At 48.0% G+C, this 15040-nt stretch carries 11 protein-coding genes; 7 read left to right on the plus strand and 4 right to left on the minus strand.

From position 1 onward, the window contains the following. The first annotated feature begins 65 nt into the window (after positions 1-65). The 5 genes from tal to NC997_RS18850 all read left to right on the plus strand — a co-directional run bounded on the left by tal (position 66) and on the right by NC997_RS18850 (position 7603). Positions 66-1211, plus strand: coding sequence for a transaldolase (tal, locus tag NC997_RS18830; protein ID WP_190526177.1), 1146 nt, complete (start codon positions 66-68; stop codon positions 1209-1211). Positions 1212-1356: 145 nt separating this feature from the next. Then, a complete protein-coding gene (zwf, locus tag NC997_RS18835; protein ID WP_190526116.1) occupies positions 1357-2886 on the plus strand; it encodes a glucose-6-phosphate dehydrogenase in 1530 nt (509 codons plus the stop codon). 189 nt (positions 2887-3075) lie between these two features. After that, positions 3076-4452 (plus strand): glucose-6-phosphate dehydrogenase assembly protein OpcA, encoded by a 1377-nt coding sequence (gene opcA / locus NC997_RS18840; RefSeq protein ID WP_190410350.1) that lies wholly within the window; start codon positions 3076-3078, stop codon positions 4450-4452. Between the two features lie 76 nt (positions 4453-4528). Continuing rightward, positions 4529-5974, plus strand: coding sequence for a cobyrinate a,c-diamide synthase (locus NC997_RS18845; protein WP_190526118.1), 1446 nt, complete (start codon positions 4529-4531; stop codon positions 5972-5974). Positions 5975-6187: 213 nt separating this feature from the next. Beyond that, on the plus strand, positions 6188-7603 hold the full coding sequence (locus NC997_RS18850) for a dynamin family protein (protein ID WP_190526120.1): 1416 nt from the start codon (positions 6188-6190) through the stop codon (positions 7601-7603). Positions 7604-7671: 68 nt separating this feature from the next. Here the strand turns inward: NC997_RS18850 and NC997_RS18855 are convergent, their stop codons facing one another. From NC997_RS18855 to infC, 3 genes are all read right to left on the minus strand, one after another. Further along, on the minus strand, positions 7672-8151 hold the full coding sequence (locus NC997_RS18855) for a Crp/Fnr family transcriptional regulator (protein WP_190429295.1): 480 nt from the start codon (positions 8149-8151) through the stop codon (positions 7672-7674). Positions 8152-8279: 128 nt separating this feature from the next. Beyond that, positions 8280-11252, minus strand: coding sequence for a HEAT repeat domain-containing protein (locus NC997_RS18860; RefSeq protein WP_190526122.1), 2973 nt, complete (start codon positions 11250-11252; stop codon positions 8280-8282). Positions 11253-11376: 124 nt separating this feature from the next. Further along, a complete protein-coding gene (infC, locus tag NC997_RS18865) occupies positions 11377-11910 on the minus strand; it encodes a translation initiation factor IF-3 (protein ID WP_190429293.1) in 534 nt (177 codons plus the stop codon). 450 nt (positions 11911-12360) lie between these two features. On the opposite strand from infC, the gene NC997_RS18870 reads away from it, so the two are divergent. Beyond that, positions 12361-13311: an alpha/beta fold hydrolase gene (locus NC997_RS18870; RefSeq protein ID WP_190526124.1), complete on the plus strand. Its 951-nt coding sequence runs from the start codon at positions 12361-12363 to the stop codon at positions 13309-13311. Positions 13312-13388: 77 nt separating this feature from the next. On the opposite strand, the gene NC997_RS18875 is transcribed toward NC997_RS18870, so the two are convergent. Then, positions 13389-13757 carry a BON domain-containing protein gene (locus NC997_RS18875; protein WP_190410343.1) on the minus strand — a complete coding sequence of 123 codons (369 nt, stop codon included), beginning with the start codon at positions 13755-13757 and terminating at the stop codon, positions 13389-13391. A 333-nt stretch (positions 13758-14090) separates the two neighbouring features. Between NC997_RS18875 and ilvN the strand changes: the two genes are divergently transcribed. After that, a complete protein-coding gene (ilvN, locus tag NC997_RS18880; protein WP_190410342.1) occupies positions 14091-14609 on the plus strand; it encodes an acetolactate synthase small subunit in 519 nt (172 codons plus the stop codon). Positions 14610-15040: the final 431 nt, after the last annotated feature.

A 15040-nucleotide genomic window follows, 5' to 3' on the forward strand; every position in this document is an offset into this window, starting at 1 on the left:
CTCAACGGGAACATTCTCGATCTAGCGTTACAAAGACAATTGTTAGGAGCCAAAAAATGACAGATATGCCAAACAATCATCTATTAGAGATCAAACAATACGGTCAGAGTATCTGGATGGATAACTTGACCCGTGATTTGATTCAAAGCGGCGAACTCAAAGATATGGTTGAGAATAAAGGGATCTGCGGGATCACCTCTAATCCAGCCATCTTTGAAAAAGCGATCGCTGGAAATGCGATCTACGACGCCGATATTGAAGCCGGGATCAAAGCTGGATTGCCCGTTGAAAAGATTTACGAATCCTTGGTGTTTGAGGATATCCGCAATGCCTGCGACATCCTCCGCCCTGTCTACGACTCCTCTGAAGGTTTGGATGGGTACGTCAGCATTGAAGTCCCGCCAAACATCGCCCACAACACCCAAGGCACGATTGAGGAAGCTCGGCGTTATTACCAAGAAATCGGTAAAGATAACGTCATGATCAAGATTCCCGGCACCACGGCAGGTTTGCCAGCCGTCGAGCAAGTTATCTCAGAGGGGATCAACGTCAACGTGACGCTGCTATTCTCCGTTGAGAGCTATGTTGAGACCGCTTGGGCTTACATTCGCGGCTTAGAAAAGCGGGCAGCGGAAGGCAAAGACATCAGCAAAATCTCCTCGGTAGCGAGTTTCTTCCTCAGCCGCATCGATATTAATATTGATGCTCGCATTGATGCCAAGCTGAAAGCAGGCGTTGATAGAATCGAGAAAAAGGCAGAACTGATGGCAATTAAGGGCAAAATCGCGATCGCTAACGCCAAAATTGCCTACCAGAAGTACAAAGAGATCGTTAAGAGCGATCGCTGGAAAGCCCTATCAGCAAAAGGTGCAAATGTCCAGCGGTTGTTGTGGGCAAGTACCAGCACCAAAGACCCCAGCTACAGCGATGTCATGTATGTGGATGAGCTGGTTGGTCCAGACACAGTAAACACCTTGCCACCGAATACCATCGAAGCCTGCGCCGACCACTGCGACGTTGCTTCTCGCATTGAAACTGGGGTGGAAGAAGCCTATCAGCTGATTGAAAGTCTCAAAGACCCCGACATCGACATCAATCTAGACGAAGTGATGGACGAATTGCTAGTCGAAGGAATTGAGAAATTTGTGAAGCCCTTTGAATCTCTAACCGCATCCTTGGAAGAGAAAATCAAACATCTGCAACCCGTGTAAGAAAGTTTTGAGTTTTGAGTGCTGAGTTTTAAGTTAAGAAAGGGGTCTGATAATTCAAAGTTATCAATTCAGCTAGGAATTTAAAACTCAAAGCTCAAAACTCAAAATTCAAAATTCAAGATTCAAAATTCAAAACTATCCTTCTATGGTCACACTGCTAGAAAATCCTTTACGTGTTGGGTTGCGGCAGGAACGGATACCAGAGCCGCAGATATTGGTAATCTTCGGGGCATCCGGAGACTTGACGCAACGGAAGCTCGTGCCAGCTCTCTATCAGATGAAGCTGCAACGACGCCTGCCAGCGGAAATGACCATTGTCGGCGTGGCGCGTCGGGAGTGGAGCCACGACTACTTCCGGGAGCAGATGCGCGAGGGGATCGAAGAATTTAGCGATGGGATTGGCTCAGAAGAACTCTGGCACGACTTCGCCCAAGGTCTATACTACTGCCCTGGTGATATTGACAAGCCCGAAAGTTACCAGAAACTGAAAGCCTTCTTAGCAGAATTGGATGGTCAGCGCGGAACGCGAGGAAACCGCGTATTTTACCTCTCCGTTTCTCCAAATTTCTTCCCAGAAGCGCTTCGCCAATTGGGTACGGCGGGCATGCTCGATGACCCCCTGAAAACCCGTCTGGTGATTGAAAAACCTTTTGGACGGGATCTCAACTCCGCCCAAGCCCTAAACCGCGTAGTGCAGCAGGTTTGCCAAGAAAAACAGGTTTACCGCATCGACCACTATCTGGGTAAAGAAACGGTTCAGAATCTCCTGGTTTTCCGTTTCGCTAACGCAATTTTTGAGCCGATTTGGAACCGACAGTTTGTCGATCACGTTCAAATTACGGTGGCAGAAACTGTAGGCGTCGAAGACCGTGCCGGGTACTACGAAAGCTCCGGAGCCTTGCGGGATATGATGCAGAACCACCTGATGCAGACTTTCTGCCTCACGGCAATGGAACCGCCCAATTCCCTAGATGCCGATAGTATCCGCACCGAAAAAATGAAGGTTCTGCAAGCAACTCACCTGGCAGACGTGCATAACCTGGAATTATCAGCGGTTAGGGGTCAATACTCTGCTGGATGGATGAAGGGTAAGCCGGTGCCTGGATATCGAGAAGAACCGGGGGTCAATCCCAACTCCACGACGCCAACTTATGTAGCAATGAAGCTGCTAATTGATAACTGGCGCTGGCAAGGAGTTCCTTTCTATATGCGAACCGGCAAGCGTCTACCCAAGAAGGTCAGCGAGATTTCCATCCACTTCCGCGAAGTTCCTTTCTTAATCTTTCAATCTGCCGCCCAGCAAGCAAGTCCGAATGTGCTGACGATGCGGATTCAGCCGAATGAAGGAATTTCTCTGCGTTTTGAAGCCAAAATGCCGGGAACAGAACTGCGGACGCGCTCGGTAGATATGGACTTTAGCTATGGTTCCTCGTTTGGGATGGCAACGTCCGATGCTTATGACCGGCTGTTAATCGACTGTATGTTAGGCGACCAAACTTTGTTCACGAGAGCTGATGAAGTGGAAGAAGCGTGGCGTGTCGTAACACCGGCATTAAACGCTTGGGAAGCAAGCACTGACCCAGCATCGGTTCCCCAGTATGAAGCGGGAACCTGGGAGCCAGAGGAAGCAGAATTCTTGATTAATCAAGATGGACGCCGCTGGCGCAGATTGTAGTTGGTTTATGGGTAATCGGTAATGGGTAATCAGAGTTGTAAGTATTGAGTTTGAAGTTAGAAGAAACTCTTCCATTCAAAACTCAGACGCAATAAATCGCGTCTCTACAACTTAAAACTTTTTACCAATTACCTTTTTACCAATTACCAATTACCTTTTTACCAATTACCTTTTCTTCAATCACTGAATATGGCAACACAATCTCTTCCGATTGTTTCAATACAACCGCCCAAAGATGTCTCAATGACAGAAATTGAGGCAGAACTGCATCAAATTTGGCAAAGCTACAATAGCGACAATGATAATGGCGAGTCTCCGATGGCTACGCGGGCAACCACATTTACTTTTGTGGTTTACGAACCGGAGGAAACTCAGCAGCTGTTGGCAGCTTTAGGATTTTACAAAGGCCCGATCGATGGAATTGATGGCCCGCTGACAGAGGCGGCGATCAAGACGGCTCAGAAAGCTTATGGACTGCCAGTAACGGGCAAGACGGATGCCGGAATCCTCGACCGACTGCGAGTAGAGCAAGCAAAGAAGCGCTCCGATGGGAATACAAAAGAGGCAGATGCCAGTAATGGTCAGCAGTCTTCCTCAGATAGCTTTAGAATTGCGGATGCGATCGCTGCCGCGAACCCCTGTCGCATCATTGCCCTGTGTCCCGTCTCTGGGGAAGATGAAGGCGTGACTGCCCAAGTCTCAGCCTATTGCCCCATCCAAAAGCAAAGTCATAATACCCTGATCTGCTGCGAATACATTACTCTGCAAGGCACCGCCGAAGCTTTGGAACGTATCGGTGGGATTGTGAGTGGGTTGCTAATCGGCGGTCTGCCTAAGTTTCTCTGGTGGAAGGGTACGCCCGATCCCAATGATGCTCTGTTTAAGCGGCTGGCAGCAGTCTGCAATTCTGTGATCGTTGACTCCTGTGTTTTCAACGAACCACAGGATGATTTACTGCGGGTACAAACCCTTCTGGAACAAGGCATTCCGGTTGCCGACCTCAATTGGCGTCGGCTGGCTCCGTGGCAAGAATTAACCGCCGAAGCTTTTGATCCACCAGAGCGCCGCGAGGCTCTTAAGGAAGTGGATAAGGTGACGATTAATTATGAAAAGGGCAATCCTGACCAAGCATTGATGTTTATTGGTTGGCTGGCGAGCCGGTTGCAGTGGCACCCCGTTTCATATACCAAAGAAGGCGGTGATTATGACATCAAGCGGATTGAATTTGTTGCTCCCGATCAGCGGACAATAGAAGCGGAGTTGGCAGGGATTCCTACTGCTGACTGGGGCGATATACCGGGTGACTTGATTGCGCTACGTCTGAGTTCGACGAACCTGGATGCAGACTGTTGTACGGTTTTGTGTTCCGAAACGACGGGTTGTATGCGGATGGAGGCAGGTGGTGGTGCCCAAGCTTGCCGGATTCAACAGGTAACGCCGATGTCTGACCAAAAAGCTGAGTTCTTGTTAAGTCAGCAGTTGCGGCGTTGGAGCCGGGATATGCTTTACGTAGAAAGTATGGCGATCACGGCGGCAATTCTCAAATTAGCGAGCGCGAATGGTTAATCGCGAATTGTTCATTGTTCATAGCAACTGTTCATCGCAACATAGATGAACGATGAACAACAAGCAATGAGTAAATATGGCTTTAGCGATCGCCGGAGAACGCAGCGGGGTGGGCAAAACGACAGTTACGCTCGCCCTGCTGTCGTCTTTATGTCGTCGGAGTTACCAGATTCAATCTTTTAAAGTAGGGCCAGATTACATCGACCCGATGTTTCACACGTACGTGACTGGTCGTGCTTGCCGGAATTTAGACCCGGTACTGACCTCTGAAACTTACGTGCAGCAGTCTTTTCTTGCTCATCGTTACGGAAGCGACTATGCCCTCGTGGAAGGGGTCATGGGGCTATTTGACGGAGTCAAGAGAATTCAGAATGAAAAGTTAAATCTTGAGCGAGAAACGGAAAATTTTGCACTCAGCACTGACTTTGGAAGTACGGCTCATATTGCGCGGCTTTTGGATTTACCCGTGCTGTTGGTGTTAGATTGCAGCCGGTTATCTGGTTCGGTGGCAGCGATCGCTCATGGCTATCGTTCTTTTGACTTTAGAATCAAGATTGCTGGAGTAGTGTTAAATCGGGTGGGAAGCGATCGCCACCTGCAACTTCTCAAAGAAGCTCTAGAACCTTTGCAGTTGCCCATTCTAGGAATTTTGCGGCGGCAAGAGAATATCAGCATTCCCGACCGGCATCTGGGCTTGGTGCCCACCGCAGAGCTGTCTCAGATGGACGCTTTAATCGATCGGCTTGCCGATTTGGGAGACAGTTGCTTTGAGTGGGAACACCTCTTGCCGCTTCTCAAGGTAGAACAAAGGCAACAAATAGAATTAATTCATCCTTCATCCCAGCCTTCACGGGATATCCTCGATCCCTTAAGAATTGCTGTTGCCCGCGATCGCGCTTTTAGCTTCTATTACCAAGACAATCTAGATATACTTGCATCCCTGGGAGCAGAATTGGTGTTTTGGAGTCCGCTGACGGACAAAAGCTTACCAGAAGGCATCCAAGGATTATATTTTGGGGGTGGTTTCCCGGAAGTTTTTGCCCAAAACTTGGCTGAAAATACCGCGACTCGTGATGCAGTGCGGAAGGCTATTTTGGCGGGAATGCCCACTTATGCCGAGTGTGGCGGTTTAATGTATTTGTCTGAAAAAATTGTAGATTTTGAGGAAAATTCTTACCCAATGGTAGGAGTTTTACCAACCATAGCCGCCATGAGTTCGCGCCTGAGTTTAGGGTATCGGCAAGCGATCGCGCTGCAAGAAAGTCCCCTCCTCCCGGCTGGGGGAAGCGTTTGGGGGCATGAGTTTCACCGTTCTCACTTAACTGAGGAACCGGAAGCGCCGCTATTTCAAATTCGGGGGTACGATCCCAAGAGTCCTGTTACCAGTGAGGGATGGGCAGTGCATCACGTTCATGCTTCCTACGTCCATCTTCATTTTGGCGGCTGTCCGGAGATTCCGGCTCGATTTCTAAAGCATTGTCTTCGTTTTTCCCTAGCGGGGAAGGAGTCAAGCGAAACGTAAATTGACGGATGGAACCGACAGGTTGGCGCTAGGCTGACGCCTCACTTCGCTGTTTTCATGCCCAAAGGGCTGTACGCGATCGCGACTTGTGTCTGCAATGCTTGAGCGTGTAGTAGCCTGCGATCGCAACTGTCACTCTTGTTTGTTTCTTCTGCGTTCAGCTGATGTAAGCTTTAGCTAACTTACGCTAGCCCCTTTCGGCGGACGATTGCTATGTCTTCTGAACAGTTTCAAGCAGCACACGACAGCATTTACATCACAGGTAGGCTACTCTTACAGTCCCTTCAAGAAATTCGAGCAACACGCGAAGGGGAGAGAGACGATACCAAGGCGTTACAACGCATCGAAAATGACATTACTAAAGCGTTATATGCTTTAAAAGAGCAGAAGTATCAAGTTGCGGTTATTGCTCCTCTGAATACAGGCAAAAACACTTTCCTAAATGCTTTAATAGGTGCAGATATTTTACCGAGTGAAGCTGAAGCGATTACTGTCTGCCGTACCGATATCCGACATATTGATTCTGGACAAGTGCATAGATTTCTGGAGTATCGAGAAGGACATTGGCAACCTGTTGCGATCGCTTCTGGTGATGCGGTCGGAATTGCCCAAAAATTCCTAGAGCATACTCAATCTATTCGGAATCAACATAATCCCGCTCGGACTATCCGCTTTGAAATAGAACATCCGATTGAAGCAATTAGCACGCTTTCATCTCTAGCTGGCTTTACTCTAAGCGATCTGTCTGTTGAAAATGAGCAAGCATCTATAAAATTCACCCCGACAACAGAGCAAGAACAGATAATCTTAGAAACTTTAGAAAATACCGATGTAATCTTATTTATTTTAAATGAGAATAATTTTAAAAATGATTCTGTATCCGTTTTCTTAAAAAATATAATAGAGAAATATCGCCAAACTTTAGCAATTAATCAAGGTAAGGTTTTCTTTATTATTAATGAGGTTGAGCCGAAAAACACACATATAGACGTTTCTGAAGTTATTGAAATCTGCAAACAAACGTTAATCGGCTTAGGTTTTTTAAGTCCGATTATCTATTCGGCAAATTCTAGAAAAGGACTTTTAGCAAAACTGATTCAAAACAGCACAGCAACTAGCAGTCATACAAAAGAGTTCGTCCAAGTATTTTTAGGGAACTATATAGAAGAAACTGAGGAAGGTGAATTTAGAGTTCCCCAGCCTATGGAAATTGCGCCAAAAGTTCTAAGAGATAGCGGAATTCCTGTTATTCAAGAAATAGTGCTTCAAACAATTATTGAAAATTTAGGTTGGAATCTTCTGAGTGGAGTTTTGGCAGAACTCAATAAAGCTGCTAAAGCAATAGAAGATTCCCTGAATACCCGTCTTGTAAGCGGGGAAGTAGAAACTGAAAATATTCAAGAAAAGGCAGCTTCGCAAAATACAGAGACGCTAACTAATAAGCTAATTCAATCATTAGGGAATGAGCTGGAGCATTTGGCAACCGAACCCCGAAAAAAGGAAGTAATACCCCCTCGAATTGTGACAAGTTTAAAGGAACGGAAAGCTCAACTGAATGAATATATGGATGAATTAACTTTGATTCGGAAGTCGTTGGATAGTTGGAAGCCAGTACAGATAATTAACTAAGCTAATAAAGAATTTGGCTAATGGATGCGATCGCGTCTCTTCCTGGCTTTTTCTCCTTGCTTCGCAGTTCATCCTCCCAAATTCCCCGCCTTACTTAAATCTGCTTCCTGACTTTCCGCCTTATAAACGTTGATTTTGTTGTTCAGTTCGCGGATGCGGCGGGACAGCAAACGAATGATGTTCACCGCAATTCCTGGCGTCTCATCAATCGCATCATACAGTTGCAACTGCGTCAGCATCAGACACTCGCAAGATTCCAAAGTCGTAATCGAAGCCGAACGCGGCTCAGCATCAAACAACGACATCTCCCCAAAGGTGGCTCCCTGCTCTAAGTGCGCCAAATCTCGACCGCCAAAATGAACCCGTACCCTGCCGGAAACGACAATGTAGAGCGATCGCCCCTCTTGTCCTTCGGTAAAAATCGTATGATGCGCTGGAAAGGATAGCTCATCCATCACAGAAGCCAGCCGCACCAGAAAATCATCCCGCAGTTCCTGGAAAATCGGGACGCCTCTGACAAATAATAGGCGCTCAACGCTGGTTAACATCGGAATCTAGACTCTAGACTTTGGACTTTTAGACTTTAGACTTTTAGACCTTGGACTTTAGACTTTAGACTTGAGAACAGCCCATCGTCATTAGGGTAATCATCCAGAGTCCAGAGTCTCTAGTCCCTCTATTGTCCCAGTTCTGCCATCATCTGCTGAACTTGGGCGGCGACAAGGCGATCGCGGTCATTTTTCAGGACGGGCAACATTTCCTGCAAAGCGCGGGGTGCAGCGGCTCTCAAATAAGCCAAAACCGCTTCCCGCACAAAGCCGGTGGGATGGCGCAGACACACCAGCGTCTGTTCCGGCGTCAAACTCCATTTCGCCTGACGTGCTGCATGAAAACAACATGCTAAAGGCCAGTCTGACAGAAAATGACGTAAATCCAGCAACCGACGCAGGCGATCGCTCTGAATCATCGGTTGATAAGGAAACATCTCTGCCAAGTTTTGCAGTTTTTCTTTCTCCGGTCGCCGGTCGAGAATTCCCACGAGCGATCGCTTCTTAGCAATATCTAGAGTATTATCCAAAATTTCCAACCCCAGCGCGATATTCGACGGCGAATCAGATTGGAGATTAAACGCTGCTGCTTGAATCGAGCTAGCCGGATAAAGAAACTTCATCAGCAAAAAACACCGCTCAATCACATCCGACTGCTCTTCCAGAAGTGCCCGTTGTAGCAATGAGAGCGCTGACTGGTTTGCTTCTCGTGTTGAGGCGAAAAAAGATTCAATTGGTTCATCCGCTGACAAATCTACTAAAGCAGCATACAAGTGTCCGACAAACAGCATTTCCTGCTCAATTAACATTTCAACACCGCTGCGACCTAAGCGGTCGAGAACCCCCTCGATTCCGGTTTCGTGGGGCATTTTGAGCAGAATCCGCAGGATGTTGCGTCGCGTAGTCCCCCAGCCGGTTTTTAGATGAGCCACCAACTGATTGAGGGCTTCCGGCGTGCCAATTTGACCCATCGCACTCCAAGCCTGTAGCCTTACCAAATCTGGTTTGTGGATATCTTGTGCTAACTCGACCAGCATCGGAATCGCTTCATCTCCTAAACGCACAATCGCACCTAGAGCGGCTTCGCGGGTAGATTTGTAGTAAAGCCCTCGCACCAGAGCCGGATAGTATTCGTGTAAACGGGTTGAGGAAATTACCTCTAGCAAGGCGCAGCGCACGCGCAAAGACTCATCTTGTAACAAACTAGGAATATAAAGTCGCAGTGCCTGCAAATAATCTGCCTCTCCCAGCGCTCGACAACCCATGACTCGTTCCCGTTCCCGTTGATGAGTCAGCATCCGGCGCAAGGTATTGGTCGCTTCGGCTTTCTCCGTCGGGGTGCCCCGGCGCAATATTAAGGCGGCGGCGGTTCCCCGTACCACCGGGTCTACGTTTGGGCGGAGGTAGGGCTGTAACTGGCTAATATCAGGGGTTTCCTGAGTTAGCCAGATATAGCGTAGAGCGACAGCAAGAACTTCTGGATTGAGTTTTTGAGCAATCAGCCCCTGAACTTGGTCTAAATAAGTGGGATTCGGCGTCAGCAGCATTGCTTCTAGGCTCTGGCGCTGCAAGGCTGGAGTGAGGTGAGTGAGCAGCGGAGCAAGGATTTCACCCACATCCTCCAAGTCGATTTGGCACAGGAGTTCGATGCAAGAGCGTTTATCTGCTTCCGTACCTGGTTTCTCCAGTGTTTCGACGACAGCACGCTTGAGGACTCGCAAATCGACATCTGAAACGCTCAGCCGTTCTCCTTGAGCGCTCTGAACCAGCAAGCCGACATAGCTCGATCGGAGCAGGAAAACAATTAACAGCCAGAGGAGGGCAAAAATAATAATAACGGCGACAAACACCCAACTTTGGAGCGATCGCAGCGAGTTCTCCGACAGGTTGTGAAAGGCAAAGGCTAACAAGCTGATGATGCCTAAAATCCCCGCTCCAGTAAATCCTGTGGAGAGGGATTCGGCAATGCCCCGCACCTGGGCCATGATTGAGCTGCGAATGTTGTCGGGGAGCGGTTGGAATAGAACCGGCCCAAGGGCAGCCATGAGGGTATAGCGCAGCAGTTCGTCTATAAATTTGAGGAAGATCAGACCTAGAAAAAAGCCTGTAATCCCGGTGAGAGCAACCAAGCTAAGAATAATAATTGCCACAGGCAACAACATAGCGGCAACAAATACTCCCAGCCGTTCGATGGCTCGACTGGAGATAAACCACTGGGTTGCTAGTTCGCATAAACCCACGATGCCGCTAAACAAACCGAGGAAGCTGGCAATTTCCTTGCTATCAAAGTTCAGCTCTAATTGACTCAGATACTGAAAATCAATTAACAAAAACAGAATCTGCCCGACGATGAAGAAGCCAAATAAGGGGATGACGTAGCGCTGCAAGGGGCCTCTCAGACGCCTGGATGTGAAGTCGCTTTCTTGATTTAAGCTGGCTCTGACGGGAGAATCCGGAAAGGCTTGCTTATACTGCTGGGTGAGATAAAAAAGGCTACAAGCTCCCAACCCCATCATCACGACAGCAACTAGGGAAACGTTATTCAGCCCAACGGTGGCGAGGATTAGGGGGAGGGAAAAACCACTGACAACATCTGCAACGAGGATGCCACTACTAATGAGGGGGTAGGTGCGCTTAATTTCCCGGATATTGAAGAGTTGATTAGCCGTAATGGAAGTGTTGAGGTCATTGAGGACGTTAATCGCTTCCACCCACAGCCGCATCAGAAAGACTGTGACGCCAGCCAAATAGACAATATCTAATCCCAGGCGGAATAGGACAAGGGGGATGACTGCAAGGGAGGCTACTAGGACAACTACCCAGCGCAAAGGCAAAATCTTTTGCATCCAAGAGTAGACAAAGCCCAGGCTCGAACCGATACCCGCTGAGAGGATATAGAACAGGGGCAATTGCTCTGCGCCATACTCTTTCAGAAAAAGGGCTACAGTACTAGCTTCTGCCCAGATGATGCCGATGGAAGTTGTGGTATAGAAAACGAACATGAATAGTGTTCGCTCTCCTTCTTCTGGACGAAGATTGACCCACTGGAGTAATCCCCGACCCCAATCGGACCAAGACCAAGCGCGATTGTTCAGTTTCATTGGTATTTTGTCCGTTGTCAGTAGTCAGTGGTCAGTGTTTCTTTTTTGCCACTGACCACTGTTCGGGCGACGCCTGGTCTTCCCCACACCACTGACCACTGACTACTGACCGCCGACTACTGAGCTATTTTTTCGGAGACAGCAGCATCATCATGTTGCGACCTTCTTTTTTGGGAGCTTGCTGCACTTCCGCTAGTTCCTGTAAATCCGTCGCCATCCGCTTGAGCAAGTCCTCGGCTAAATCGCTGTGTTGAATTTCGCGACCTCGGAACGTAATCGTGGCTTTGACCTTATCTCCCGACTTCAGAAAGCGCTCGGCTTGATTAACTCGCACCTGATAGTCATGCTCTTCAATCTTGTAGCGCATCTTCACTTCCTTGACATCAGCAGTATGCTGATTTTTCCGAGCTTCCCGCGCTTTTTTCTCCTGTTCAAATTTATACTTGCCATAGTTCATAATCCGGCAAACGGGGGGTTCTGCCTTATCGCTGAGCAGGACAAGATCCAGCTCTTTTTCTTCAGCGATGCGGATAGCCTCGTTTGGCGTCATAATTCCCAGCTGCGTGCCATCGGTGTCAATGACGCGAATTTGGGGAAAACGAATACGTTCGTTAATTTGGGGTAGATCGCGAGTGCGTCTTTTCTCAATCACAGGCATTAGGGTTATGTTTGCTCGGTTAGTTGATAAGGTTAATTTTGATAGCAGTGGGTTGTTGAATGTTTGAGCGATCGCACTAGGGCTACAGGCTGCTTCCTGGCGTTCTCAATTTCATTCCCAAAGAAACCAAGTTTTTCTTTCCTTGTATCTGCCATTCTACTGAGTATGGGAGAGTTTCTGTCTATAGTTGTTCACGTAACTTCCAAAAAGCGATCGCTCCCATCTCCCCCTCAACGACTGTTGATTGGCAATTTACGCAGACGATGTAAGTCTGGTGTTCGGGGTAGGGACTTTTTCTGTGCAGCCATACAGCATGGGTTTTGTCTAGGTTTGTTAACTTAAGTTCTCAGAAACCCTGATGAGACACGCTCTAGCAGCAAACCACTAAAATGGAAATTAACAGACAAAGATAAAGTTTATAAAACTTATTAATTTGAGGCAAAAGCGATCGTGACCCAGCATTGGCAGCATCGAATTGGCAGTCAAAGAGACTGGGTTTGGCGGGGTTGGCAGACTCGCTATACGTACATCCGGGCGTCTCAACCGACACAAAAGACGACCCCCTTATTGCTGCTGCATGGATTTGGGACTTCCATTGGACACTGGCGACACAATCTAGCGGTACTCGGTCAGTCTCACACGGTTTATGCGCTGGATATGCTGGGATTTGGGGCATCCCGAAAGGCGCAGGCAGACTACAAAGTCGATCTTTGGGTAGAGCAAGTTTATGATTTCTGGGGGACTTTTATTCAGCAGCCAGTAGTCTTAGTCGGAAATTCCATAGGATCGCTGGTGTGTCTGGCAGTGGCAGCCGCGCATCCAGAGATGGTGAAAGGTTTTGTGATGATGAGTTTGCCCGATCCCTCCGTGGAGGAAGAGGCAATTCCCGCCTGGTTGCGACCCGTTGTGGCAGGGGTCAAAGGTGTTGTGGCTTCACCCGTGATTCTCCAGAATGTCTTTTATCTAGTCAGGCGTCCCTCCTTCGTCCGCAAGTGGGCAGCGATCGCTTACGCTAACCCAAATGCTGTTACTGACGAACTGGTAGATATTCTGGCAGGCCCTGCTCAAGATCGGGGTTCGGCGGCAGCATTCGGTGCCATCCTCAAAGCGATGACCAGTGCTAAATTTAGCCCCAGTGTCAAAACCTTACTGCCAACCTTGAACACGCCCATGCTCTTGATTTGGGGTCGGCAAGATAAAATGATTCCTTTTAGCGTACTGGCTCGATTTAGGGATATCAACCCTAAGCTTCAGTTGGTTGAGCTGGATGCAGGTCACTGTCCCCATGACGAATGTCCAGATGAAGTTAACCAGATTATCCTCAACTGGCTTGAAACGATGCCTGAAGACCAGGTAGATAGCTCTGCTACACCCCAAAAACAGTTAGCAGTGAGTGATTAGCTTTTCGCCAAGTAGGGTGGGCACTTCCCACCCTATCGATTTTTTCTTCTAGCCTCGAATTTCTAGGCCTCTAACTTCTAGCCAATGGTGACTTGATCGGTTTGGACACCCGTGGCACCCTCCACACTCCGGGCGACCGAGACCATTTGATTGAGAATTTGCTGGCTGGGAACTTGTCCTTTTAGCACAACTGTGCCGCCGGTTTGGGCTACATAGAGCGTATTAATATCATCCAGATCCGGATCTTGATCGAAAGCTAGAGCAACCCGCTTGGCAAGTCCGCTTTGGTCATATTCTCCAGTTAATCCCACTCGCTCTGGCGGAATCGTCTCGCTGCTACTTGCAGTGCCGGTTGAGGCAGGAGCTTGAGCTGTCGGTGCTGGTACCGCATTAGTTTGTGCATTTTGCGGCTTTTCCATGCCAAAAAGTCTTTTTAACCAACCCATAGGTATTTTTGCTCCAAATTAAGCTGAACTACACCATTATTATGAAATTGCTAAATCAAGACATCTATCAATGAAAAGATTTAAGGTTTTCTGGGGGGCTAAAAATCTCTAAATATACAGAGATAGCCGTTTTTTGTAGCCAAGGGGTGCTATACAGTAACATTAAGATGTAGCTTCGTTGACGTAATTTCTGTTAACATTGCCTTCGCATACCGTGTAGGTAGTAAGTCTTTGCTAACGTACTGCTTACAACCCACGTAGCTTCTTGTAAGGAAGCAAAATATTGCTTAGCGTGTTGAAAGCAACATCGCGCCTCCGCCTGTTTTGTATAAAATGAAACATACCCTTTCAGTTTTGGTTGAAGATGAAGCTGGAGTCCTGACTCGGATTGCCGGTTTGTTTGCCCGTCGGGGATTTAATATTGAAAGCCTTGCTGTTGGACCAGCTGAACAGCTCGGAATCTCCCGGATTACGATGGTCGTGCCGGGAGATGACCGGGTGATCGAGCAACTCACCAAGCAGCTCTACAAGCTGGTGAATGTACTAAAAGTCCAGGATATAACGGATACTCCGTGTGTAGAACGAGAACTAATGTTGCTAAAGGTGAATGCTACCAGCTCCAATCGCTCGGAAGTGATTGAATTGGCTCAGGTTTTCCGCGCTAGGGTAGTAGACATTGCGGAGGATGCGCTCACTTTAGAAGTGGTGGGAGATCCAGGCAAATTGGTGGCGATTGTTCAAGTGCTGAATAAATTTGGTTTGCGTGAAATTGCTCGTACCGGCAAAATCGCCCTTACCCGCGAGTCGGGTGTTAACACAGAGTTTCTCAAGTCTCTGGAAGCTAAGCTTTAATCGAGGTAAGGGAATTTTTCAGCTTGCTGATGCGGGAAGTAGAGAGAAGCATCAATTTTCCTCGCTCGGCGATCGCGCTTTTTATCATCTGTTCTTCTCTTCTATTCGCGCTTATTTTCTCCGAGTCTCCAGTCTATTGAGTCTGGCTCGGAGCTTTTTTTAGTAAGGTACTCCAAACGACTTTCCAGGAAATCTACCCAATCGCTGTTATTCCCTAGCTTCCTACTTGCCCTGTGTAGCCAAAGACTGGCATAGCTATAGAAGCGTGAGATTAGAGGTTCCCTTCTCGGAGTAGGCAAGGAATCCCCTTGAGTACAACTTTGTCCTAACATTCGCAAAAGTTTCCGGATGAGCTGATGCCTACCTCGGATTAGAGGAACTCGATTGTATCAGGAGCGATTAGAGTTCAGTTCTTGCTCAGGACAGATACT

Origin of the sequence: Trichocoleus sp. DQ-A2, from assembly GCF_039961915.1 — a bacterium.
Classification (GTDB): Bacteria; Cyanobacteriota; Cyanobacteriia; order Cyanobacteriales; family FACHB-T130; genus FACHB-T130.